Origin of the sequence: Pseudomonas sp. NY15372 (assembly GCF_048068215.1) — a bacterium.
In the GTDB taxonomy this organism is placed as follows: domain Bacteria; phylum Pseudomonadota; class Gammaproteobacteria; order Pseudomonadales; family Pseudomonadaceae; genus Aquipseudomonas; species Aquipseudomonas guariconensis_A.
Genome location: NZ_JBLUPY010000031.1, coordinates 1 through 24,406 on the forward strand (window position 1 = coordinate 1; position 24,406 = coordinate 24,406).

Genomic DNA, 24,406 nt, shown 5'->3' on the forward strand with positions numbered 1-24,406 from the left:
GGCCCGCGCGCCCCCCCCCGGGCGGGCCCCCCCCCCCCCGCGGGGGGCCGGGGCGGCCGGGGTCTCGGCCCGGTACCGGTTATCAATGAGCCCGGGCCAACCGCGCCCGCCGGGCGCGCCACCCGGCCACCAGCGAGGGCCCCAGGGCCACCAGCGCCGAACCCAGCACCACCGTCACCGCTCCCACATACCCCAGGGCATTGATGTCCTCGGCATGCACGTACGCCGGCCACAGCCAGGCCGCCAGAGCCACCGCGACGAAGGTCACCAGTGGCGTCAGCGCCAGGGTCGCGCTCACCCGCGAAGCCTCCCAATGGGCCAGTGCCTCGGCGAAGGCGCCATAGGCCACCAGGGTATTGAGGCAGCATGCCAGCAACAGCCACCCCTGCAGCGGGCTCAACTGCAACGCTTCCAGCGGGTGCACCCAAGGAGTGAGCAGCACCGCGCAGCACAGGTAGATCACCATCATCACCTGCTGCGAATGCCACACCGTCAGCAGTTGCTTCTGGCTCAGGGCATAGAACACCCAGATGCTGGTGGCCAGGATGATGGTCAGCACGCCGGTGGTGTAGGTGCCCAGCGAGGTCAGCAGCTCTTCCAGGCGCTGGTTGAAGAACAGGCCGAAACCGGCCAGCAGTACCAGCAAGCCCATGCCCTGCCCCAGGCTGAAGCGCTCCTTGAACACGAACACGCTGGCCACCAGCAACAATACCGGGCCGAGCTGTACCACCAGTTGCGCGGTCCCGGGGCTGAGCAGGTTGAGCCCGACCAGGTACAGCACGTAGTTGCCCACCAGACCGCATACGGCCACCGCCACCAGGCCATAACCCTTGCGCCCCAGCTTGTCGAACGCCGGCAGGCGCCGGTTGGCCGCGAGCCAGGCGAACAGTAGGCCGCCGGACACCAGCAGGCGGTACCAGGTGACGGTCACCGGGTCCATGACCTGCAACACCTGCTTGAGCTTGATCGGCAGGATGCCCCAGAGCAGCGCGGTCAGAAGTGCCAGGAACAGGCCATAGACCCAGCGTCCGGAAGAAATGTGCATAGCGTCCTCGATCAAGCCCATGGAAAGGGTGGGCAAATTCTAAGGGCTTGGAGTGCCGCACTGAGAGAAAGTGGCGCGAAAAGAATTCATCTGGTCATTCCCGGAAGGCATGGGTGCCTGTGCCGGCCCAGTCAAACCGGCGCATTCTCGTGTAGGAGCGGCGGTGCGGCGGTCCGACTTGTCCCGCGATCAAGGGCAAAGCCCTTGCCAGGCGACGGTGATATCGGGCCCGGCCTAATCGCGGGACAAGCCCGCTCCCACAGAGCTCAGCACAGTCAACGCTTCACTTCTTGTTTTTCGCGAACGCCGCCTCCAGCGCCTCGTTGATCGTTCTGAGCACCTTCACCCGTGCCCAGCGCTTGTCATTGGCTTCCACCAATGTCCAGGGTGCGATCTCGGTGCTGGTCCGATCGACCATGTCCCCCACCGCCTCGGCATACACATCCCACTTGTCGCGGTTGCGCCAGTCTTCCTCGGTGATCTTGTAGCGCTTGAAGGGGATCTGTTCGCGCTCCTCGAAGCGCTCCAGCTGGGTCTGCGGGTCGATCGCCAGCCAGAACTTGACCACCACCACACCGGCACGGGTCAGCTGTTCCTCGAAGTCGTTGATCTCGCCATAGGCGCGCATCCAGTCGGCCGGGGTGCAGAACCCCTCGACCCGCTCCACCAGCACCCGGCCATACCACGAACGGTCGAAGATGGTGAACTTGCCGCGCGCCGGGATATGTCGCCAGAAACGCCACAGGTACGGCTGGGCGCGCTCCTCCTCGGTGGGCGCGGCCACCGGCACGATGCGGTACTGGCGGGGGTCGAGCGCAGCCGCCACGCGGCGGATCGCCCCGCCCTTGCCGGCCGCGTCGTTGCCCTCGAACACCGCCACCAGGGCATGCCGGCGCATCTGTTTGTGACGTAGCAGGCCGGCCAGGCGCGCCTGCTCGGTCACCAGTTGCTCCTGGTAGTCGGCCTTGTCCAGGCGCCGGCTCAGGTCCAGGGCACCGAGCAGGCTCTTCTGGTCGATGCTGCGGCCCAACGGGGCGACGTTGCCCTGGTGCTTGGCGCTCGGCGCGCTGGCCAGCGCGGCCTGCAGGCTCTCCAGCAGAATGCGCCCCACCGCCAGGCTGCGGTAGTACGGGTCGGCCCCCTCGATCACGTGCCAGGGCGCATAGTCACGGCTGGTGCGGCGCAGCACACGCTCGCCGAAACGCACGAAACGGTCGTAGGTTTGCGACTGCTGCCAGTCCAGCGAGCTGATGCGCCAGCTGTGCAACGGGTCGTCCTTGAGCGCCTTGAGCCGGGCCTTCATCTGTTTCTTGGACAGGTGGAACCAGAACTTGATGATCAGCGCGCCTTCGTCGCAGAGCATCTGCTCCAGGCGCTCGGCACCGGTGATGGCCTGGTCGAGCACGGCGTCCTTGAACAGGCCGTGCACCCGTCCCTGGAGCATCTGGCTGTACCAGTTGCCGAAGAACACGCCCATCCGCCCTTTCGGCGGCAGGGCCCGCCAGTAGCGCCAGGCCGGTGGTCGGGCCAGTTCTTCGTCGGTCTGCTGGTCGAAGGTGCGCACCTCGATCAGGCGCGGGTCCATCCATTCGTTGAGCAACTTGACCGTCTCGCCCTTGCCGGCACCCTCGATGCCGTTGATCAGCACGATCACCGGGAAGCGCGCCTGCTGCTTGAGTTCGTACTGGGCCTCGAGCAGCGCCTCGCGCAATGCGGGCACTTCAGCTTCGTACGCGTCCTTGTCGATGCTGTGTCCTATTTCGGCGGATTCGAACATGGGTGGCCTTGCTCCTTCAATGGATAAGCAAGACTAGCGGATTGCGCGCCAGGCTTCAGGCCCCGATCGCAGCGGGTGGATCTCTGTGGGAGCCGGCTTGCCGGCGATTGGGCCGGTACAGCCAGCGAAAAACCGACAGATGCCTTAAAATCGCCGCCTTTCACCGCAACCCGAGCCACCCATGCCTGCCACCACCCACGCCCAGATCGACTGGGACGACCAAGGCCGCCCCCATTCGCGCCAATACGACGACGTCTACTTCTCGAAGAACGAAGGCGTGGCAGAGACCGAGCATGTCTTCCTCGAACAGAACCGCCTGCGCGAGCGCTTCGCCGACCTGGCGCCCAACGCCTGCCTGGTGATCGGCGAAACGGGTTTTGGCACCGGCATGAACTTCTATTGCGCCTGGCAGCTGTTCGCCGAACAGGCCCACCCCGAAGCGCGCCTGCAGTTCGTCAGCGTCGAGAAATACCCGCTGACCCGCGAGGACCTTGCCCGCGCCGTGCAGCTATGGCCGGACCTCGCGCCCTATTGGCAACCGCTGCTGGAGCAATACGTGGCGGTACATGGGGGCTTCCAACAGTTCACCTTCGACGGCGGCCGCGTCACCCTTACCCTGCTGGTGGGCGACGTGCTCGAACAGTTGCCCCAGCTCGACGCCCCGATCGATGCCTGGTTCCTCGACGGCTTCGCCCCGGCGAAGAACCCCGACATGTGGACGCCGGAGCTGTTCACGCAGTTGGCCCGGCTTTCGCGGCCAAGCACCACCCTCGCCACCTTCACCACCACCGGTTGGGTGCGCCGGGGCCTGATCGCCGCAGGCTTTGCCATGCGCAAGGTGCCCGGTATCGGCAAGAAGTGGGAGGTGATGCACGGCGAGTTCCAGGGTTGGCCGGCCGAGCAACCGCTGCCACCGGGCATCGCGCCCTGGTATGCCCGCCCCGCCCTGCCCCAAGGCCCACGTCATGCCTTGGTGATCGGCGCGGGCCTGGCCGGTAGCGCCACCGCCACGAGCCTGGCCACCCGTGGCTGGCAGGTCAGCGTGCTGGAGCGCCACGACGCCCCGGCCCGTGAAGCCTCGGGCAACCCTCAGGGCGTGCTGTACCTGAAGCTCTCGGCCCATGGCACGGCGCTGTCGCAGATGATCCTCGCCGGCTTCGGCTACACCCGGCGCTGGCTGCAACGCCTGCAACCCGGCCAGGCCTGGGACGCCTGCGGCGTGCTGCAGCTGGCCTTCGACGACCAGGAAGCCCAGCGCCAGGCCAAGCTGGCCGAAGCCTTCGACAGCAGCCTGCTGCAAGTGCTCGACCAGGCCCAGGCAGAAGCTGTCGCCGGCGTGGCGTTGCCGGCCGGTGGGCTGTTCTATCCCGAAGGTGGCTGGGTGCATCCACCCGCCTTGTGCCAGGCGCAGTTGCACCATTCGAACATCCGTTTGCTGGCGCATCATGAGGTGATCGAGCTGCGCAAGGCCGACGACCAGTGGCAGGCCTGGGACGGCGAACGGCTGCTGGCCAGCGCGCCCGTGGTGGTACTGGCCGGCGCCGCCGAGGTACGCCGCTTCGACGCCTGCGCCGCGCTGCCGCTCAAGCGTATTCGCGGGCAGATCACCCGCCTGCCGGCCACCGAGGCCAGCCGGGCGTTGCGCACCGTGGTCTGCGCAGAGGGCTACGTGGCACCGCCTCGGGGCGATGAGCACACGCTGGGTGCAAGCTTCGACTTCCATAACGACGACCTGACCCCGACCAGCGCCGAACACCAGGGCAACCTGGCCTTGCTGGAGGAGATCTCCACGGACCTGGCCCAGCGGCTGCACACCGCCGCGCTTGACCCTGAGCAGTTGCAGGGCCGGGCGGCATTTCGCTGCACCAGCCCCGACTACCTGCCGATCGTCGGGCCGGTGGCCGATGCTCAGGCGTTCGCCGAGGCGTATGCGGTGCTGGCCAAGGATGCCCGGCAGGTGCCAGACACCCCTTGCCCGTGGCTCGACGGTTTGTATGTGAACAGCGGGCATGGCTCACGGGGCCTGATTACCGCGCCCCTATGCGGGGAATTGGTGGCGGCCTGGGTGTGTGGCGAACCACTGCCGGTGCCCCGTGCGGTGGCAGAAGCATGCCATCCGAACCGGTTTGCGCTGCGCCGGTTGATTCGCGGTAAATAATCCAGGCCCAATCGCGGGGCGAGCCCGCTCCCACAGAGGTCAGCGCTTGCCACTCGTTCTCCCACAGGTCTTTCGACTGCAACAGCCCCTGTGGGAGCGGGCTTGCCCCGCGATTGGGCCAGCATTGCCACGCCTATATAACAGATCGATCTAAAACTCTCGCAAACCCCATGGGTCAGTTCCTTATGTGCCTCATTTCGGGGGCACATATTCCCCAACGGCAAAACCGGTAAGGACCTATGTGCGGATTAGCAGGAGAGTTACGTTTCACCCCCATCAACCAAGCCCCTCGCCCGGCGGACCTCGCCGCGGTGGAGCGCATCACCCACCACCTGGCGCCCCGTGGCCCCGACGCCTGGGGTTTTCATAGCCAGGGCCCGATCGCCCTCGGCCATCGACGCTTGAAGATCATGGACCTGTCCGACGGCTCGGCCCAGCCGATGATCGACAACACCCTGGGCCTGTCGCTGGCCTTCAACGGCGCCATCTACAACTTCCCCGAGCTGCGCGAAGAGTTGCAGGGCCTGGGCTACAACTTCTTCTCCGACGGCGACACCGAAGTGCTGCTCAAGGGCTATCACGCCTGGGGTGCGGCGCTGCTGCCCAAGCTCAACGGCATGTTCGCCCTGGCCATCTGGGAGCGCGACAACCAGCGCCTGTTCCTGGCCCGCGACCGCCTCGGGGTCAAGCCGCTGTACCTGTCGCGCAACGGCGAGCGCCTGCGCTTCGCCTCGAGCCTGCCGGCCTTGCTCAAGGGCGGCGACATCGACCCGGTGATCGACCCGGTAGCGCTCAACCACTACCTCAATTTCCATGCCGTGGTCCCCGCACCGCGCACCCTGCTGGCCAACGTGCAGAAGCTCGAGCCAGGCACCTGGATGCGCATCGATCGCCATGGCGAGGTGCAGCGCGAAACCTGGTGGCAACTGCACTACGGCCCACACCCCGACGAACAACAGCTAGGCCTGGACGACTGGACCACCCGCGTGCTCGACGCCACCCGCGACGCCGTGGCCATTCGCCAACGGGCCGCAGTGGACGTCGGCGTGCTGCTCTCCGGCGGCGTCGACTCGAGCCTACTGGTAGGCCTGCTGCGTGACGTAGGCGTGGACGACCTCTCGACCTTCTCCATCGGCTTCGAGGATGCCGGCGGCGAGCGCGGCGACGAGTTCCAGTATTCGGACCTGATCGCCCGCCACTACGGCACCCGCCACCACCAACTGCGCATCGACGAGCGCGAGATCATCGAACAGCTGCCGGCGGCGTTCCGCGCCATGAGCGAGCCGATGGTCAGCCACGACTGCATCGCCTTCTACCTGCTCTCGCGGGAAGTGGCCAAGCACTGCAAGGGCGTGCAGAGCGGCCAGGGTGCCGACGAGCTGTTCGCCGGCTACCACTGGTACCCGCAGGTCGATGGCGCCGAGGATGCCTACAGCGCCTACCGCGACGCCTTCTTCGACCGCAGCCACGCCGAATACCGCGACACCGTCCAGGCCCCCTGGCTGTTGGAGACCGACGTGGCCGGCGAGTTCGTCCGCGAGCACTTCGCCCGCCCCGGCGCCGGCGAGGCGGTGGACAAGGCGCTGCGCCTGGACAGCACGGTGATGCTGGTGGACGACCCGGTCAAGCGCGTCGACAACATGACCATGGCCTGGGGCCTGGAAGCGCGTACGCCGTTCCTGGACTACCGCCTGGTGGAACTGTCGGCACGCATCCCGGCGCGCTTCAAGTTGCCCGACGGCGGCAAGCAGGTGCTCAAGGCCGCGGCACGGCGGGTCATCCCCCATGAGGTGATCGACCGCAAGAAGGGCTACTTCCCGGTGCCCGGCCTCAAGCACCTGCAAGGCGCCACCCTGGACTGGGTGCGCGAACTGCTGACCGACCCGAGCCAAGACCGCGGCCTGTTCAACCCGGCGATGCTCGACCGCCTGCTGAGCAACCCCCATGGCCAGCTGACGCCGCTGCGCGGCTCCAAGCTGTGGCAGCTGGCAGCCCTGAACCTGTGGCTCAGCGAACAAGGAATCTGACCGATGAAAGCCCAAACAGCCTATGGCCAACGCCTGCTACGTGGACAAGCGCCTTCCTACGAGCGCCTGCAGGCCCGCCTGGCAGGCGACGGCAGCGAACCCCACGACCAGCCGCGCGCCGTGCACTGCGGCTGGGGCCGCCTGCTGATCGGCCACACCTACCCGGACCCGGCGGTGCTGGCCGAGGCGCTGTTGGACGAGTGCCCCGGCGAGCGGGATATCGCCCTTTACGTGGCCGCGCCACAACAGTTGTTGGCCCAGGCGCCGCAGCAGCTGTTCCTCGACCCCTCGGACACCTTGCGCCTGTGGTTCACCGACTACCGCCCGGCGCAACGGGTGTTCCGCGGCTTTCGTATCCGCCGCGCCCAGGCCGAGGCCGACTGGCAGGCGATCAACGCCCTGTACCAGGCCCGCGGCATGCTGCCAGTCAACCCTGAGCTGCTCACGCCCCACCACCTGGGTGGCCCGGTGTACTGGCTGGCCGAGGACGAAGACACCAACGCAGTGATCGGCAGTGTCATGGGCCTGAACCACAGCAAGGCCTTCGACGACCCTGAGCATGGCAGCAGCCTGTGGTGCCTGGCGGTGGACCCGCAATGCAGCCGGCCAGGCGTCGGCGAGGTGCTGGTGCGCCATCTGGTCGAGCACTTCATGAGCCGTGGCTTGGCCTACCTGGACCTGTCGGTGCTGCACGACAACCGCCAGGCCAAGCGCCTGTACAAGAAGCTGGGCTTTCGCAACCTGCCCACCTTCGCCGTCAAGCGCAAGAACGGCATCAACCAGCAGCTGTTTCTCGGCCCAGGGCCAGAAGCCGAGCTCAACCCTTATGCCCGTATCATCGTCGACGAGGCCTTGCGGCGTGGCATCGAGGTGCAGGTGGACGACGCCGCCGCGGGCCTGTTCACCCTCAGCCTGGGCGGGCGACGGGTGCGCTGCCGCGAATCGCTGAGCGACCTGACCAGCGCCGTGACCATGACCCTGTGCCAGGACAAGCGCCTCACCCAGCATGCCCTGCACAACGCCGGGCTGAGGGTGCCGGTGCAGCAGCTGGCCGGCAATGCCGACGATAACCTGGCATTTCTCGAAGAGCACGGCGCGGTGGTAGTCAAGCCGGTCGACGGCGAACAAGGCCAGGGTGTGGCGGTCAACCTGACCACCCATGAAGAGATCAGCCAGGCGATCGAACAGGCCCGGCGCTTCGACAGCCGGGTGCTGCTGGAAAGCTTCCACCCAGGGCTGGACCTGCGCATCGTGGTCATCGGCTTCGAGGTGGTGGCCGCGGCGATCCGTCACCCCGCCCAGGTGGTGGGCGATGGCGAGCACAGCATCAAGGCGCTGATCGAGGCCCAGAGCCGCCGGCGCCAGGCCGCCACGGGTGGCGAAAGCCGTATCCCGCTGGATGAGGAAACCGAGCGCACCCTGCGCGCTGCGGGGCTGGCGTACGACAGCGTACTGCCGGCCGGGCAGCGCCTGGCGGTGCGCCGCACGGCCAACCTGCATACCGGCGGCACCCTGGAAGACGTCACCGAGCGGTTGCACCCGGTACTCGCCGATGCAGCGGTGCGCGCAGCCAGGGCGCTGGATATCCCGGTGGTCGGCCTGGACCTGATGGTGCGCGATGCCGAGCACCCAGATTACGTGATCATCGAGGCCAACGAGCGAGTCGGCCTGGCCAACCACGAACCGCAACCCACGGCCGAGCGCTTCATCGACCTGCTGTTTCCCCATAGCCGGGCGCTGGCCTGAGCGACGCCGTACCGGCTCCCACAGGGATCGCAAACTGTGCAAGACAGCGCAGGACAGGTGGGAGCCGGCTTGCCGGCGATTGGGCCCTCGAGGCCATGCCAATACATTCATTGACCCAGAACGGAGGCCAGGACATGTCCGACCGACATCCCGAACCCGATCTCGACTACCTCAAGCGCGTGCTGCTGGAAATGCTCGCCATCCCGAGCCCCACCGGCTTTACCGACACCATCGTGCGCTACGTGGCCGAACGCCTGGAGGAGCTGGGCATCCCGTTCGAGCTGACCCGCCGCGGCACCATCCGCGCCACCCTCAAAGGCCGGCAGAATTCTCCGGACCGCGCCGTCTCGGCGCATGTCGACACCATCGGCGCCAGCGTGCGCCAATTACTGGACAACGGCCGCCTGGCCTTGGCGCCGGTGGGCTGCTGGTCCAGCCGCTTCGCCGAGGGCAGCCGGGTGAGCGTGTTCACCGACACCGGCGTGTTCCGCGGCAGCGTGTTGCCGCTGATGGCCAGCGGGCACGCCTACAACACCGCCATCGACCAGATGCCCGTCAGTTGGGAACACGTGGAGGTGCGCCTGGACGCCTATTGCGCCACCCGCGCCGACTGCGAAGCCCTGGGGCTGGCCATCGGTGATTTCGTGGCCTTCGACCCGCTGCCGGAGTTCACCGAAAGCGGCCACATCAGCGCCCGCCACCTGGACGACAAGGCCGGCGTGGCGGCGCTGCTGGCGGCGCTCAAGGCCGTGGTGGAAAGCGGCCGCCAGCCGCTGATCGACTGCCACCCACTGTTCACCATCACCGAGGAAACCGGCTCCGGCGCCGCCGGGGCGCTGCCGTGGGATGTCAGCGAATTCGTGGGTATCGACATCGCGCCGGTGGCGCCAGGGCAGGCGTCCAGCGAACATGCGGTGAGCGTGGCCATGCAGGATTCCTCCGGGCCCTACGACTATCACCTTTCGCGCCATCTGCTGAAATTGGCCGGCGACCATGACCTGCCGGTACGCCGCGACCTGTTCCGCTACTACTTCAGCGATGCCCACTCGGCCGTGACCGCAGGCCACGATATCCGCACCGCGTTGGTGGCCTTCGGCTGCGATGCCACCCATGGCTACGAGCGTACCCATATCGACAGCCTGGCCGCCCTGAGCAAGCTGTTGGCCAGCTACCTGCTCAGCCCACCGGTGTTCGCCAGCGACTCGCACCCGGCCAATACCTCCCTGGAGCGCTTCAGCCATCAGTTGGAGCATGAAGCGCAGATGGAAAGCGAAACACGGGTGCCGCCGGTGGACACCCTGGTGGGGAGGCCTTGAGATGGTGGCGGCGTGTGATATCGCCCCCGGGGGGGGCGGGCCGCCATAACACTGGCGCCGAAGCAACTGAGGCGATCCTTTACCCCGTCATAAAACAACCCCGCTACAGCTTTGCGTCAATCTGTGGGAGCATGCCCTCTTCCAGCCAAGACCGTGAATCATGCTGATCCCCTACGACCAACTCGAAGCCGACACCCTCACCCGCCTGATCGAAGACTTCGTCACCCGCGACGGCACCGACAATGGCGACGATACGCCCCTGGAAACCCGCGTACTGCGGGTGCGCCAGGCATTGGCCAAGGGGCAGGCGTTCATCCTCTTCGACCTGGAAAGCCAACAGTGCCAACTGCTGGCCAAGCATGAAGTGCCGCGCGAGTTGCTCGAGTAGCTACACCGCCATCAGCCTTTGGTCTGTTTGGCCTTGATTCGCCGGTACACCTCCTCCCGGTGCACCTGCACATTCCGCGGCGCGCTGATACCGAAGCGCACCGCGCCGTCACGGACCGACACCACCTTGATGTGGATATCGTCCCGGATCATGATCACCTGCCCGATTTCGCGTCCGATCACCAACATGCTCTGTGCCTCCAAACCAACGGAAAACCAGAGACTGCCTGCGGTACATTCGGCCGCACAATGCATCGACCGGCAATTAGATGCTTCCTACAGGCATCGGTAACTTTTCCTGTAAGTTCAGCCCTGTTGCAGGCGGGGTCCGAACACGATGACGGTCGCTCCCAGTACGCACAGCAGGGCCCCGACCCAGTCGCTGCCCAGGGGGCGGGCACGCTCGACCAGGGCCAGCCAGAGCAACGAGGAAACGATGTAGATCCCCCCGTAGGCGGCATAGGCGCGACCGGCGTAGGCCGCCTCGACGCGGGTGAGGATCAGGCCGAAGACGGTCAGACTGAGCAGCGCCGGCACCACCCACCAGGCGCTCTTGCCTAGGCGCAGCCACAGGTAGAACGCGTAGCACCCGCCGATTTCGAACAACGCGGCCATGAAGAACCACAGATAATTGACCACACCCAGCCCTCGCCGATGAAAAGACGGCCAGCATAACCGAGCGCTGCACGCTCTACAGCGAACATCCTGCCAGTTCGCCCTCCCGTGCGATGACCGAAGCTCAACCCAGGCCACCGTGGGTGGCTTCACGCTCCAGTTGCTGCTCCAGGCGCAACATCGCCTGGCGCAGCGCCTGCACGTCCTGGCGCAGGTTCACCTGCACCACGGGCCTGGCCGCGCAGGTGGCTTCGAGCTTTTCGCACAGGTCCAGCAGGCGGGTGGCGCGGGCGATCCGGGCGCCGCCCTTGACCCTGTGCGCCAGATCCGCCAAGCCCGCAGGATCGTCGTTGAGCGCCTCCAGCCGCTCGAGATCGTCCCGGTTGCTGCTGCGCAGGTCACACAGCAGGGCCTTGAGCGCGGCGTTGTCACGACCGACCAGGTATTCGAGGTGGGTCAGGTCGAACATGGGCGGTTCCGGGTCCGCTGCGCGCTGTTCGCAATTGGCCAGCGCCTGGGTAAGGCTGTCCAGCCCCAGCGGCTTGAACAGGCAATCGTCCATTCCCGCTGCACGACAACGCCGGCGCTCTCGCTCCTGCGCGCTGGCCGTCAGGCCCACCAGCCGGCAGGGTGGCCGACCGCTGCGCCGCTCGTGTTCGCGAATCGCCCGGGACAGGGCATAACCGTTGAGCCGTGGCATGTTGCAATCGCTGATCACCACGTCGAAGTGCTCCTTGAGCCACAGGCGCAGCGCCTGGGAACCATCCTCGGCGACCCGGGCCTGGTGGCCGAGGAAATCGAGCTGCTGCGCGAGCAACAGCCGATTGGCCGGATAGTCGTCGGCCACCAGTACACGCAGGCGGGCCTGGCGGGCCGCCTGCAGCGGTACCGGGGGCGGCACGAAGGGTTCCTCGTCCGGGGCCAATGCCAGGTCCAGCCGTACATGGACCTGGGTGCCTTTGCCGAGCACGCTGTGCAGTTGCAGGCTTCCCCCCATCATCTCGCACAGGCTGCGGCTGATGCCCAGCCCAAGGCCGGCACTGCTACGGGGCGACTGGCGTTGGTTGCTGGCCTGGCGGAACAGCTGGCCCAGCGCGTGCAGTTCCGAGGCGGCGATGCCGATCCCGGTATCCTCGACCTTCAGCTCCACGCTCAGCCGTGCGCCGCGTCGCTGGGCATCCAGGCACACCCGGACATGCCCTTGGCGGGTGAACTTGATGGCGTTACTCAGCAGGTTCGCCAGCACCTGCTTGAAGCGCAACGGGTCGAGCATCACCCGTGCCTCCACTTCGCCCCGGACCTGAAGCTGCAAGGCAATACCCTTGGCATTGGCCTGCTGCTCGAACAACTGCACGACCCGGGTGACCTGTTCATGCAGGCCTACCCGTTCCGGCGCCAGGTGCAGGTGCCCTGCCTCGATACGGGTAATGTCGAGGATGTCGCCGATCAGCTCCAGCAAGCCATGGGCGGCATCGCTGGCCACGTCGATGGCCAGGCGGTCGAGCACGCCTTGGGCAGCCTTGCGCTGGGCCAGTTCGAGCATGCCCTGGACCGCATGCAAGGGGGTGCGGATTTCATGGCTCATGGTCGCCAGGAAATCGGTCTTGGCCTGGTTCGCCTGCTCGGCCTTGCGCGTGGCCCGGCGCAGCTTCAGTTGCAGCCGGCGCAGGTAGCGCACCCAGAGCAAGGTCAGGGCCAACAGCAACAGCACGGCGGCGAACCCCAGCAGGATCCTGGCCTTGTAGCGCGGCCACACGCCGTCGGCAACGATCATCGGGTTGCGCCAGCGCCGCACCAGGTTGTCGATTTCCTGCGGGGCCAAGGTCAACAAGGCCTTGTTGATGATGCCCTGCAGCTCCGTCGCCCCACGGACGCTGGCGAAGGCGAAATGCACCGGCGCCAGGGCCAGGCTGGCACTGATCTTCAGGCGCCCGGGGTACCAGCGGGCAATCATCGGCCGGGCATCGTCGAAGGTCAGTATCGCTGCCTCGACCTGCCCGCGCGCCACGGCGCGCAGGGCCTGCAGCGGGCCGTCCACCGGCCGCGCACGAATCTTCGGATAGCGCAGGCGCACATCATTCAGCGACAGGCTGTCAGCCACCACCGCCACCGATTGGCCGTCCAGTTGCGCAAGGTCCGTGGGCGCCCTGGCCTCGTCACGGGTCACCAGCACCCGAGAGGCACTGAGGTAGGCGCGGCTGAAGTCCAGGGTGCGCCGGCGTGACGGGCTGTCGGGGAGCCCACCGATCAGTTGCGCCTGGCCAGTGCGCAGCTGCTCGATCATCCGCTCGAGGGTACCGCCGCTGCGCACGTCGAAATGCAGGGTGGTCCGCCGGCTGATCAATTGCAGGATGTCCAGGCTCAAGCCGCGCCACTGCCCATTGCCATCGCGATAGCTCAACGGCAGCAACTGCTCGTCCAGCAGCACGGTGACCCTGGGGTTGTCGTGCAGCCAGCGTTTCTCGTCCTCGGTCAATTGCAATGGCGGGGAGACATGGGTTTGCGTCACGATGGAGCGCCAGCGCTTGCCGACCTGCTCGTGCTGGGCGGTGCTGAGGCTGCCCAGCACGACGTCGACCAGCTCCCTCAGCGGGCTGCCGTCATCGGCCATGGCAAAGCCGATCTGCTGGGTCGGCAAGCCGGCACGGCCAACCTCCGTCCAACCGCCCGACTGGTTTCGCCCCAGAACATAGCGGATGCCCTGGGCATTGCCGAGGAACAGGTCGGCCTGGTTCAACGTCAGGGCTGCCAGGGCACTGGCCGGTGCCGGATACGACTGCACCTGGGCCTGCGGATAATGCGCGCGGATCTGTTCCAGCGAGCGGTAACCGTCGAGTATCGCCAGGCGCACGGGCTGGCGGGCGTCCACCGAGGCCCCGGGCCTGTCGGCCTGGAGCAGCAGGGGCTCATCCTCGGCATAGGGGCGCGACAGCCGCAGACCAGCCTCCAGGGCCTGCCGAGACGTCACCGAACCGAGCAGGTCGATCCGCCCGTCACGTAACGCCGCGATGGCCTCCTCGTAGGAGGCGAAGAGCTCTATCTCCAGTTGCAGGCGCAAGTGCTTGGCCAGCAGCCCAGCGTAGTCGGCCGTGATGCCTTCGAAGGACAGGCCCGTACCGAGGATGTCGAACGGCGGGTTTTCCCGGTCGATCGCCCCCAGGCGCAGCTGGCGATGCGCCCACAGCCAACGTAGCTGCCTGTCGTCGAGTTCCGGATGAGCAGCCCCTGGCCAGTCAGGTGGATAAAGTCGCGGGGCACCCAGGACCTGCGCCGCAACGGCGCCATACAGCACCGCCGCAAGCAAGAAACGCATGAGCACGGGAAGGTCTAGATCATCAGGTTGCGGCGAGCGAGGTCCGCTAGTTCGATCAATGAACCCACCCGGAGTTTTTCCAGCAGGCGACCTTTGTAGGTACTGACCGTCTTGTTGCTCAACAGCATCTTTTCACCGATGGCCTTGTTGGACAGGCCCCGGGCCAGGTGTTGGAGGATGATGATCTCCCGGTTGCTGAGCATGGCCAGGCGCTGGGGCTCGCTGAAGGCGAGGTCCTCGTGCTTCACCGAACTGAGCGAGACATCCGGGAAATAGCTGTAGCCCGAGCGCAGGGCGCGCACGGCCTTGCTCAGCTCGCCCAGGTCATCGCTCTTGCATAAAAATCCCGAGGCCCCGGCCTTCAGGCAGCGCAGCGAGAAGAAATCGGCGGTCTGCGAGGTCAGCACCAGCACCTTCGGCGGCGGCTGTATCTCGCGGGTCCGGGCCAGCACCTGCAAGCCGTCCAGGCCAGGCAGGATGATATCGAGCAGCACCAGGTCCGGTATGCATTCCCGGGCCAGGCGCACGGCATCGATGCCGTTGTCCGTTTGCCCCACTACCTCATGGCCGTCATGGCACAGCTGCATGCAGACACTGGAGCGGATGAAGGGGTGATCATCCACGACAAGAACTTTCATGGTGTGTCGTCCTTTACTGGTCAGGCTCCAGGCTCAACCGTTGAAAGCCATTTCCTGGCGCTGGTCACCTTCCTGGAGCTCGAAGCGGTAATGGCGCCCCGGCTGCCCATCGAGCGCCTGGGTGCGCCCTGGCAGCAGGTGCTGCTTGGTGGCGTTGGAGCAGTCCTGGCCGTCTGCCGCGCATAGGCGCAGTTGGTCGAGCACCACCGTGGCGTTGCCCTGGTTGGTCACCACCACGCGCCCGCCTTCCTCGCGCACGGGGGTCTTGAACTGGGTGCCGGTGGGGCGCACGAACAACAAGGTGCCGTAGCCCGCGAGCAGGTTGACCCCGGCGGTGAGGGACTCGCGGTAGTCCTTGGCCTCTTTTTCACTGACGGCGAAGCCATCGCCCTGCTCGGGAAGTACCGGGATGAAACGCAGACGGAAGTAGCGCTCCCGGTCGCGCTTGCCACGGTACAGCAAGCGCACGGCCTGCATGCCGCGGGCCGGCACGATCAGGCGCGCCGGGCTGGCCACCAGGCCACGTTGCTCCAGTGGCAGCCCTTCGAGGTCGACTTCGCGGGCGACGCCGTTCTCGTCGTACACCAGCTCGACCAGCGAGATCTTGACGAACGCGGTGGTATCGCCGCCATTGCGCACGCGCTTGAGCACCGTGCTCTTGTCCTCGCCCAGGTAGTCGTACAGTGCTCCGACGTTCAGCTCAGGCGCCGCCTGGAGCGTCAGGGGTGCCAGCAACAGTGCCAGACACAGGGATTTCCAAGGGTTCATTGCATATCCTCGCGATCATCCGTAATAGCCAATCAATATCACCCAGCTCATGTTCGGCTGGTTTTCCGAGCGCTGGAAGTCAGACACCTCCCAACAAAAACTAGGAAAATTCCTAAAGACACCTGAGCCACTGTTGCCAAATGCAACGGGAACCGCCATGGCTCACGACCGCTCTGCAGACCGCGTCGCCTGAGCCTGGGCCAACCCGCCCGGTTGACAGGTCACATCGCCTGCCAGCAGCACATCGCCCTCACGCTCGAGGCGCGCCGGGTCCAGTGACAGCAAGCAGAGGGTCTTGCCTTGCTGGCGTATTTCCAGCGTGGGGGTGGACTCGCTCATCTCCACCGCAAAGTGCCCGCCTGCTTCGCTGACGCTGCGGCTGGCGTGGTTGATCACCAAAGCGCCCGACAGGACCTGCCCCTGGCGATCGAGCAGGCGCCCCAGCACGGTGACGGTGCGCATTACCCGCAACTGGCGATACTCCACACCACCACGGTTGAGGTGGTAGTCCAGGCTCGAAGGCTGGATCACCGCCGCCGGGTCGCGATCGCCATCGAAATCGAACTGCACATAGCCCGCCTTGTAGGCACTGACCGGGATGATGTTGCGTCCAGGGCGCAAAGTGGCGCTCAGGCCTGACTGATCATCGGCACGCAACTGCAGCCCTTGCATGTCGCTGTCGACATCGACGATCAAGCCCGCCTCATGGGGCAAGTACTGCCCGGTCATGGCCAGCTTGCCGCCGCCCAGGGCAACAATGCTCTGCAGGTTGAGGCCACCTGAGACCTCGCTGTTGTACGAAGAGCTCTGGACATAGGCATCGCCGTGCAGCAGCTGGTTTTCGAATTGTGCGTTCCCGCCGAGGCCCACGCCGTAACGGTCGACCGTGGCGTTGGCGCCCAGGCTACGGACCGGCCCCAGGTCGACGTCCTGCTGGTAGCCCAGCGAGGCGTTCTGATCTCGACCACCGTCACGCGAGGTGCGGCTGCCCAGGCTCGCATAGATGCGCTGGCCGGGCTTGCCCAGGCTCATGCTCATGGCGACGTTGACCCCACGGCTGCGTGCATCGCCGCTGCTGCCTGAACCCGGGCGGTCGAACAGCGATACACGCCAGCTGGTGTCGGACCCAAAAAGCTTGCCGTAATACGACCAGCCCAGGTCCACGCCCAGGCCATCACTCGTACCGCTGTCGTGCGACAGCCGCAAGGTCGCGCTGCTGCGGGTATCGAGCCGATGGTTGAGCATCACCGAGGTCTGGCTGGTTTCGCGCGTGCCGCGATGGCTGCCGGCGAAGCGGTTGTCATCGAGCCAGGAGCGGCTGTGGCTCAAGACCAGCGACCCGAGGTCATGGTTGTGGATCACCTGGACGTCGAAGCCATCGCCCTGGCCCTCGGCGCGGTACAGGTTGCCGTAGACCTTCAGGCGGTCGAGCACGTCCCAGTCCAGCGAAGTGCCGTACTGGGTCGCATCGTTGACCTGCTGGACGGACATGCCCACCACGGCACGGGGATGCAACAGGTAGTTGGCCAGGACACCGGCGCTGAGCGTACCGTCATAGGCGTCTTCCCAGTTGCCCAGCAAGGTTTGCTGCTGGCCCAGGAAGACGTTGTAGCGCCAGCGGTTCTCCAGGTTGCTCCAGTTGCTCGGCTTGTAGATGAAGGCCTGGCTGCGCGATGTTTCCTGGCCGTCTTCGAGCAGGCGCACTTCGACCTCGTAGATTCCGCCGGGAAGCACACGGGTATCGAGGGCTTGCAGCCCGGGCTGCACCGCCTGGCTGTTGATCAGCACACCGTTGCGGTAGATCTCCACCAGGCCAGGGCGGTTGGGCGTGACATAGACCGGTGTGGAACTGGCCTGGCCGTTGTCCACCAGCAGGCTGTCGCTGCTGCCGAACATCAGCCCCAAGGTGCTGCCCGCACTGCTGCCCATGTATCGAGGCTGGCGGGTCAGCCCCTGGGCGCCCGGGGTGAAATACCCCAGGCGGAAAAAGTGCTCATCGTACAGGCGCTCGGCATAGAGCTGCTCCATGCGATAGCGGGTGGTCGCCTGGCTGTCGCCGGAACGGTCGAACCGCGCATCGGCGAGGGTCGTCCAGTTGCCCAGGCTGCCCTGGCCCTGGAGGAAGTAGGCACCACTGGTATCGTTGCCGCTGTTCACCAGGTTGAGCTGGTTGCGCATCAGCAGGCCATAGCTGCCCTGCTCGGGGAGCGCGTGATAGCGCTGGGCAACGGCTTCGTTCTCGGCATGATCGGTCAACAGCGAAAGCTGGGAATTGACCAGGCTGTAGTGGATCGCACGCAGCCCGTCCATGCAGTCGCTCTGGCACTCACCCAACGGCCTTCCCTTTTCCAGGCGCTCCTGCCAGCGACGCCGCACGGCGGCCGACTCGCGGCTGTCCTGAGCATCGGTGAACTCGAGCAGTTGCACCTGCCCGTCACGGCCAAGCACTACCATCGCGTCCCCCAGGTAGCGACCGTCCAGGTCCACACGCACCGCCAGGGGCACATCGAAGAAGTGGGCTTCGAACTCTTTTGGCAAGCCCTCGGTCGGGATCAGCGACCCCATTACCTCAGTGCTCGCAGAGGCCCAGGCCGGCGACAACCCAAATACCAGCATGAACGCCAGGCAGGCGCGCATGTACGTGAAAGTTGGAAAAACGACCATGACCCTGTCTGCAGGCAATGCCCTGCCCCACCCTCGGGGCGAAACCCGAGAGCGAGGAGGAGCGGATTACGAAGGGAAATACTGCGTAGGGTTTTTCGATCAAGGCGCCGGAGTTTCGAACATCATGCTGACCAGGCCCTGGTAGTTGCCGGGCTTGTAGTCACCGCCGCCAGCCAGGGGCGCGGCTGCCACTTCGAAGTCGACCACGACACCGGCGCCGGCCTGGTCTTTGCCGATCACTTCGGTAGAGGTGGTAGAGAGCAAGGTGGTGCCCACCTTCACGTTCAACGGGATAGCGTCCACGCCGCTGGAAATCTGGGCCGGGTACAGCAGGTGCGCACTGATCGGCCCTAGCGTGCTTTTGGCCTGAAGTTGCTTGCGAATCGGCTCAAGGGTGCCCTGAAAAGAGTTCCAGGCCATGTCCTGCGGTTCGTTCATCCAGTTACCGCCTACAGGTTCAACGTAGAACTTGTCGGTCGGGACCGTGGCGGTCACCACGACCTGTTTCTCGATCGTGTCATTGGCAACGGCAGCGCCTGCGGTGAGCGCAAGGAAGGGAATGGCTAAATAAACTGCTTTCACGAATCAATCTCCTTGAAAAAGGCCGACAACGTCAGCAAAAAAGTGTCAAGCAGGCTTTTCGCCGCCGACCAGAGAATTATTCGCCATACCCAATCCAGGAAATACAGGACCGCTCCGAGCGACTTGTTGAAATTTCCCAAAGCCCGCTCCTACAACCGGCCGTTCAGATCCAGGCATCGAACACCACGGTGACCTGCCCCTGATAGGTACTACCTGGGTTTTCGAGCATGCGCTTGATCTCCTCGCTTTCCACACTGAAGTGCAGCGTGCCAGGCTGGTTGAGCAATGGCTGCAAGGGCGTCAGCACGCGCTTGTCGTGCTCGGAGGTCGGCAGCGGGACCTTGACGGCGCTGCTGCCCCCGGAGGTGGCGCTGCGCAAGGTCAAACGCGTGGACACCGGCACTTCATCGCCGCGCGGGTTGCGCAGGCCACAGCGGTCTACGGCCGTGGTGTATTGGCATTTGAGATAGACACCAAAGGGGCCATCGATCGAGATGCGGAACGGCAGGTCGCGCACCAGCTGCTTGGGCGGCTTGCCGCCCGACCAGATCTGCCAACCGCCCACCGGCTCCAATATCGCCCGCTCGGACCCTGGGGGGAATTCAACGCTGATGTCGCGACTGACCGTCAGCTCGATCGAAATGTCCAGCACCGTGTCGTTGAGATCCTTCAGCCGCCGCCCTAGGTCGAGGTCGCCGCCCTCACCGACGCGCAACGACAGCATGCCGCTGTAGCGTCCGGGCTTCATGCTGCTCAGTGAAGGCAACCCCAGCAGGTAGGCAGCCCCCATTTCCTTTACATAGACGTTGTAGTAGCTGTTGAACGCACTGCGATCCGAATAACACGGCCATCCAGAGCCGTTGAACTGCAGCGCGATCGCGCCCCAGTCGCCATCCACAGGCGGAAGGCGACGGCGAAGCACCGAACAGTTGCCGTAAAAAGGGAAACTGACCGGGTTGTACTTTGAATAGGCCGAACGCACCATCAGGCCGAAGGCCTGGAATTTGAAATCGAAAGGATAGGTATTGCCCGCGTCGCTGGTCAGCGTTCCCGCCCATGATCGCGGAACCTTGAGAAAGAGCCGATCGGTCTGTGCACCGTTGGGGTCGAAGTGCTTGGTGTAGGTGAACGGCAGTGGCAGGGTATGGACTGAACGGCATAGCTCGGGCCATGTCGTGCAGTAGGGTGCCGACTGGGATTGGATCTGCAACTGACCATTGAGGTAGGTTGCCTTGATATGCACTTGCGCAGCCTGGGCAAGCCCTGGTGCACCTATCAGCAGCAGCATCAGCAGGCCGCGCAACCACAGCAGCGCCCGACGCCCGCCCGCCACTGCCGACGGGGGGCGAGCCGAGTGGAATTTCATGGTTTTCATTGTTGTCCCCACGTAGCTTCAGGCATGTCGATTCATGCCAAATGGCCAAGCGTGAGGGCTAGGCAAGCGAATTTAAATCAGATAATTCTTGGGAATTTGTCGAAATTTCCTAAAGCGCTACGGCACGCTACAGGCTATGGCGATCTAGCCATCCATCAACAGATCGAAACATCGAACACGACCGTGACCTGCCCTTGACAGGTTGAAAATCAGGTCATCAACGCCGAGACCGCACAGCGGCCCCGGCGTTTTCGTTTCAGGCACGACGCCTCAGTGAGACACCGCTCCGCTGGCGCCCAGGCCGGTTTGCGAACGCACGAACTGCGGGAAGAACAGCGCGCGCTCGTCTTCGGCGGCCTTGGACTTGTCGGTGACCGAGAAGAACCAGATGCCGACGAAGGCGATCAGCATGGAGAACAGCGCCGGGTACTCGTACGGGTAGATGGCTTGCTCGTGACCGAGGATCTGCACCCAGATGGTCGGGCCGAGGATCATCAGGCCCACTGCGCTGACCAGGCCCAGCCAACCACCGATCATGGCGCCACGGGTGGTCAGCTTCTTCCAGTACATCGAGAGCAGCAGCACTGGGAAGTTGCAGCTGGCGGCAATGGAGAACGCCAGGCCGACCATGAAGGCGATGTTCTGCTTCTCGAACAGAATCCCCAGGCCGATCGCCAGCACGCCCAGGGCGATGGTGGTGATCTTCGACACGCGGATCTCGTCCTTCTCGTTGGCCTTGCCCTTGCAGATGACGCTGGCGTACAGGTCATGGGACACCGCCGAGGCACCGGCCAGGGTCAGGCCCGCGACCACCGCCAGGATGGTGGCGAACGCCACGGCCGAGATGAAGCCCAGGAACACGCTACCACCCACGGCATTGGCCAGGTGGACCGCCGCCATGTTGTTGCCGCCGATCAGGGCGCCGGCAGCGTCCTTGAAGTCGGGGTTGGTGCTGACCAGCAGGATCGCGCCGAAGCCGATGATGAAGGTCAGAATGTAGAAGTAGCCGATGAAGCCGGTGGCGTAGAGCACGCTCTTACGCGCTTCCTTGGCGTCGCTGACGGTGAAGAAGCGCATCAGGATGTGTGGCAGGCCCGCGGTGCCGAACATCAATGCCAACCCGAGGGAGAACGCCGAGATCGGGTCCTTGACCAGGCCGCCCGGGCTCATGATCGCCTCACCCTTGGCGTGCACCTTGATCGCCTCGGAGAACAGGGTGTTGAAGTCGAAGCCCACATGCTTCATCACCATCAGCGCCATGAAGCTGGCACCGGAGAGCAGCAGCACGGCCTTGATGATCTGTACCCAGGTGGTGGCCAGCATGCCGCCGAACAGTACGTACAGGCACATCAGGATACCCACCAGGATCACCGCGACGTGGTAGTCCAGGCCGAACAGCAGCTGGATCAGCTTGCCGGCACCGACCATCTGGGCGATCAGGTAGAACGCCACCACCACCAGGGAGCCGGAGGCCGACAGGGTGCGGATCTCTTTCTGCCCGAGGCGGTACGAGGCAACGTCGGCGAAGGTGTACTTGCCCAGGTTGCGCAGGCGCTCGGCGATCAGGAAGAGAATGATCGGCCAGCCGACGAGGAAGCCGATCGAGTAGATCAGGCCATCGTAGCCGGAGGTGAACACCAGGGCGGAAATACCCAGGAAGGAGGCCGCCGACATGTAGTCACCGGCAATCGCCAGGCCGTTCTGGAAGCCGGTGATACGGCCACCGGCCGCGTAGTAGTCGGAAGCCGACTTGTTGCGCTTGGAGGCCCAGTAGGTGATGCCGAGGGTGAAGCAGACGAAGGCCACGAACATGACGATCGCCGAGACGTTGAGCGGCTGCTTGTGCACCTCGCCGGTCAGGGCATCGGCGGCCCACACGGCGGGTGCGAAAGCGCCGCAGGCCAGGACGGCCAGGGCTTTGGCTGAGCGGCGGATCATTGCTGCGCCTCCTTCAGGATGGCCTTGTTCAGCTCATCGAACTCGCCGTTCGCACGGCGCACGTAGATGGCGGTGAGGATGAACGCCGAAACGATCAGGCCGACGCCCAGGGGGATGCCCCAGGTGATCGACGAGTCGGGGCTGAGCTTGGCGCCCAGTACCTGTGGGCCATAGGCGATGAGGAGGATGAAGGCGCAGTAGAGGCCGAGCATGATCGCCGAGAGGATCCAGGCGAAGCGCTCGCGCTTGGTGACGAGCTCCTTGAAGCGGGGGCTGTTCTGTATCGACTGGTAGATGCTGTCGTTCATTGTTGTTGTCCTAGCAGCAGCACAAATAAGGGAGAACCCGCCCTTACTTTATGCCGCCGAAGGCTGCCAACCAGACGACCTTAGTCTTAGATGAGAAAGTGTTTTGCAGGATTGGTAACAACCCCAATAGCCCAATCGCGGGACAAGCCCGCACACAGGGGTGCCCCGCCGCTCCTGAGGGCAATGGTGGACCTGTGGAATGGTGGACCTGTGGGAGCGGGCTTGCCCCGCGATTGCGTCAGCACATTCAGCAATAAATTCGGATCGGTCATTGCCCCCCCTGGCAACTATCTTTCGGATAACCATTGCTCGAAGGAACCGACATGGAACGCCCCCACTCCAGGCTACTGCGCTGTGGCCGCTACTCCGAGCCGGGTAGGCTCTACCTGCTGACCACCGCTACCCTGCAACGAAAGCCATTGTTCTTGAACTTTCACTACGCGCGTTTGGCAATACACCAATTGCGCCAGGCCGAAGAGGAAAAAGCCTGTCACTCGTTGGCCTGGGTGATCATGCCCGATCATATCCATTGGCTTATCGAACTGCGTACGGGGACATTGTCTGCGCTGATGCGCCGGTTCAAGTCGCGAAGCAGTCGTGGGCTGTACGAGGCGGGATACCGTGAACGGATCTGGCAACCTGGGTACCAGGACAGGGCGTTGCGCAGGGACGACGATGTGCGGAGGGTGGCGCGCTACATCATTGCCAATCCCATCAGGGCAGGCTTGGTCAGACGGGTTGGAGCGTACTCCCATTGGGACGCAGTGTGGCTTTGAGGCCATAATCGCGGGACAAGCCCGCTCCCACAGAGCCGGTGCAGTCGCAAGGCCTGTGGGAGCGGGCTTGTCCCGCGATTGGGTTATGCGGCGATTACTTGCCGGTCCACTCCTTCACGCGGTCAGGGTGCTTGGCGACCCAGTCCTTGGCAGCGGCTTCGGGTTTGGCGCCTTCCTGGATGGCCAGCATGACTTCGCCGATCTCATCCTTGGAGTTCCAGTGGAAGTTCTTCAGGAACTCGGCCACTTCCGGTGCCTTGCTGGCCAGCTCCTTGCTGCCGATGCTGTTGACGGTCTCGGCGGCACCATAGACGCCCTTCGGATCCTCGAGGAACTTGAGTTTCCACTTGGCGAACATCCAGTGCGGCACCCAGCCGGTCACGGCAATGGACTGCTGCTTGGCGTAGGCACGGCCCAGTTCGGCAGTCATCGCCGCGCCAGAGCTTGCCTGCAGCTTGTAACCGTCCAGGGCGTAGTCCTTGATGGCCTGGTCGGTCTTGAGCATCACGCCGGAGCCGGCGTCGATGCCGACGATCTTGTGCTTGAAGCTTTCATCGGTCTTCAGATCGCTAATGCTCGCGGCCTTCACATATTCGGGCACGATCAGGCCGATCTTTGCATCCTTGAAGTTGGGGCCGTAGTCGACCACCTTGTCCTTGTTCTTGCTCCAGTACTCCCCGTGGGTGACCGGCAACCAGGCCGACAGCATGGCGTCGAGCTTGCCGGTGGCCACACCCTGCCACATGATGCCAGTGGCGACGGGCTTGAGGTCCACGTCATAACCGAGTTTCTGCTTGATCACTTCGGCGGCCACGAAGGTGGTTGCCACACTGTCGGACCAACCATCCACATAACCAATGCTTACTTCTTTGGCCATTGCCTGCGCAGCGCTCATGGCCAATACCAGGGCTGCACCCACTCCCAGGAAACGTCGCATTTTCATCAAAGCATCCCCTCGTCAGGTCTCGGAAGT

19 protein-coding genes are annotated in these 24,406 nt (G+C 64.8%); 6 read left to right on the forward strand and 13 right to left on the reverse strand.

Going from position 1 to position 24,406, the window contains the following annotated elements:
• Positions 1–82 precede the first annotated feature (82 nt).
• Positions 83–1,045 carry a DMT family transporter gene (locus tag ACNFG0_RS17925; protein WP_196146095.1) on the reverse strand — a complete coding sequence of 321 codons (963 nt, stop codon included), beginning with the start codon at positions 1,043–1,045 and terminating at the stop codon, positions 83–85.
• Between the two features lie 283 nt (positions 1,046–1,328).
• Complete coding sequence (pap, locus tag ACNFG0_RS17930; protein WP_416765873.1) at positions 1,329–2,822, reverse strand: polyphosphate:AMP phosphotransferase; 1,494 nt, start codon at positions 2,820–2,822, stop codon at positions 1,329–1,331.
• A 181-nt stretch (positions 2,823–3,003) separates the two neighbouring features.
• Here pap and mnmC point away from each other — a divergent pair, with 181 nt between their 5' ends.
• The 5 genes from mnmC (at position 3,004) to ACNFG0_RS17955 (ending at position 10,457) form a co-directional block, all read left to right on the forward strand.
• The gene (gene mnmC, locus ACNFG0_RS17935) at positions 3,004–4,980 is read left to right on the forward strand and encodes a bifunctional tRNA (5-methylaminomethyl-2-thiouridine)(34)-methyltransferase MnmD/FAD-dependent 5-carboxymethylaminomethyl-2-thiouridine(34) oxidoreductase MnmC (RefSeq protein WP_416765875.1); all 1,977 of its coding nucleotides are present in this window, start codon (positions 3,004–3,006) and stop codon (positions 4,978–4,980) included.
• A gap of 239 nt (positions 4,981–5,219) precedes the next feature.
• Positions 5,220–7,007, forward strand: coding sequence for an N-acetylglutaminylglutamine amidotransferase (locus ACNFG0_RS17940; protein ID WP_416765877.1), 1,788 nt, complete (start codon positions 5,220–5,222; stop codon positions 7,005–7,007).
• Between the two features lie 3 nt (positions 7,008–7,010).
• Positions 7,011–8,753 carry an N-acetylglutaminylglutamine synthetase gene (gene ngg, locus ACNFG0_RS17945; protein WP_196146091.1) on the forward strand — a complete coding sequence of 581 codons (1,743 nt, stop codon included), beginning with the start codon at positions 7,011–7,013 and terminating at the stop codon, positions 8,751–8,753.
• A 134-nt stretch (positions 8,754–8,887) separates the two neighbouring features.
• Positions 8,888–10,069: an osmoprotectant NAGGN system M42 family peptidase gene (locus ACNFG0_RS17950; protein WP_416765879.1), complete on the forward strand. Its 1,182-nt coding sequence runs from the start codon at positions 8,888–8,890 to the stop codon at positions 10,067–10,069.
• 160 nt (positions 10,070–10,229) lie between these two features.
• Positions 10,230–10,457: a YheU family protein gene (locus ACNFG0_RS17955; protein WP_196156410.1), complete on the forward strand. Its 228-nt coding sequence runs from the start codon at positions 10,230–10,232 to the stop codon at positions 10,455–10,457.
• A gap of 11 nt (positions 10,458–10,468) precedes the next feature.
• Here the strand turns inward: ACNFG0_RS17955 and csrA are convergent, their stop codons facing one another.
• The 10 genes from csrA to ACNFG0_RS18005 form a co-directional block, all read right to left on the reverse strand.
• The gene (gene csrA, locus ACNFG0_RS17960) at positions 10,469–10,645 is read right to left on the reverse strand and encodes a carbon storage regulator CsrA (protein WP_416765881.1); all 177 of its coding nucleotides are present in this window, start codon (positions 10,643–10,645) and stop codon (positions 10,469–10,471) included.
• Positions 10,646–10,762: 117 nt separating this feature from the next.
• On the reverse strand, positions 10,763–11,095 hold the full coding sequence (locus tag ACNFG0_RS17965; protein WP_416765882.1) for a YnfA family protein: 333 nt from the start codon (positions 11,093–11,095) through the stop codon (positions 10,763–10,765).
• 100 nt (positions 11,096–11,195) lie between these two features.
• Positions 11,196–14,384, reverse strand: a complete 3,189-nt coding sequence (locus tag ACNFG0_RS17970; RefSeq protein WP_416765883.1) for a transporter substrate-binding domain-containing protein — start codon at positions 14,382–14,384, stop codon at positions 11,196–11,198.
• A gap of 14 nt (positions 14,385–14,398) precedes the next feature.
• A complete protein-coding gene (locus tag ACNFG0_RS17975) occupies positions 14,399–15,022 on the reverse strand; it encodes a response regulator transcription factor (protein ID WP_196156414.1) in 624 nt (207 codons plus the stop codon).
• A 33-nt stretch (positions 15,023–15,055) separates the two neighbouring features.
• A complete protein-coding gene (locus ACNFG0_RS17980) occupies positions 15,056–15,790 on the reverse strand; it encodes a molecular chaperone (protein ID WP_196156415.1) in 735 nt (244 codons plus the stop codon).
• Between the two features lie 162 nt (positions 15,791–15,952).
• Complete coding sequence (locus ACNFG0_RS17985; RefSeq protein WP_416765886.1) at positions 15,953–18,454, reverse strand: TcfC E-set like domain-containing protein; 2,502 nt, start codon at positions 18,452–18,454, stop codon at positions 15,953–15,955.
• A 99-nt stretch (positions 18,455–18,553) separates the two neighbouring features.
• Positions 18,554–19,036: a CS1 type fimbrial major subunit gene (locus ACNFG0_RS17990; protein WP_416765888.1), complete on the reverse strand. Its 483-nt coding sequence runs from the start codon at positions 19,034–19,036 to the stop codon at positions 18,554–18,556.
• Positions 19,037–19,199: 163 nt separating this feature from the next.
• A complete protein-coding gene (locus tag ACNFG0_RS17995) occupies positions 19,200–20,411 on the reverse strand; it encodes a hypothetical protein (RefSeq protein ID WP_416765889.1) in 1,212 nt (403 codons plus the stop codon).
• A 270-nt stretch (positions 20,412–20,681) separates the two neighbouring features.
• Positions 20,682–22,349, reverse strand: a complete 1,668-nt coding sequence (locus tag ACNFG0_RS18000; protein WP_416765890.1) for a cation acetate symporter — start codon at positions 22,347–22,349, stop codon at positions 20,682–20,684.
• Positions 22,346–22,657 carry a DUF485 domain-containing protein gene (locus ACNFG0_RS18005; protein WP_196146079.1) on the reverse strand — a complete coding sequence of 104 codons (312 nt, stop codon included), beginning with the start codon at positions 22,655–22,657 and terminating at the stop codon, positions 22,346–22,348. The genes ACNFG0_RS18000 and ACNFG0_RS18005 overlap by 4 nt, the downstream gene beginning before the upstream one ends.
• A 323-nt stretch (positions 22,658–22,980) precedes the next feature.
• Between ACNFG0_RS18005 and ACNFG0_RS18010 the strand changes: the two genes are divergently transcribed.
• Positions 22,981–23,433, forward strand: coding sequence for an REP-associated tyrosine transposase (locus ACNFG0_RS18010; RefSeq protein WP_196156420.1), 453 nt, complete (start codon positions 22,981–22,983; stop codon positions 23,431–23,433).
• A 94-nt stretch (positions 23,434–23,527) separates the two neighbouring features.
• Here the strand turns inward: ACNFG0_RS18010 and ACNFG0_RS18015 are convergent, their stop codons facing one another.
• The gene (locus ACNFG0_RS18015; RefSeq protein WP_196146078.1) at positions 23,528–24,376 is read right to left on the reverse strand and encodes a glycine betaine ABC transporter substrate-binding protein; all 849 of its coding nucleotides are present in this window, start codon (positions 24,374–24,376) and stop codon (positions 23,528–23,530) included.
• Between the last annotated feature and the right edge of the window lie 30 nt (positions 24,377–24,406).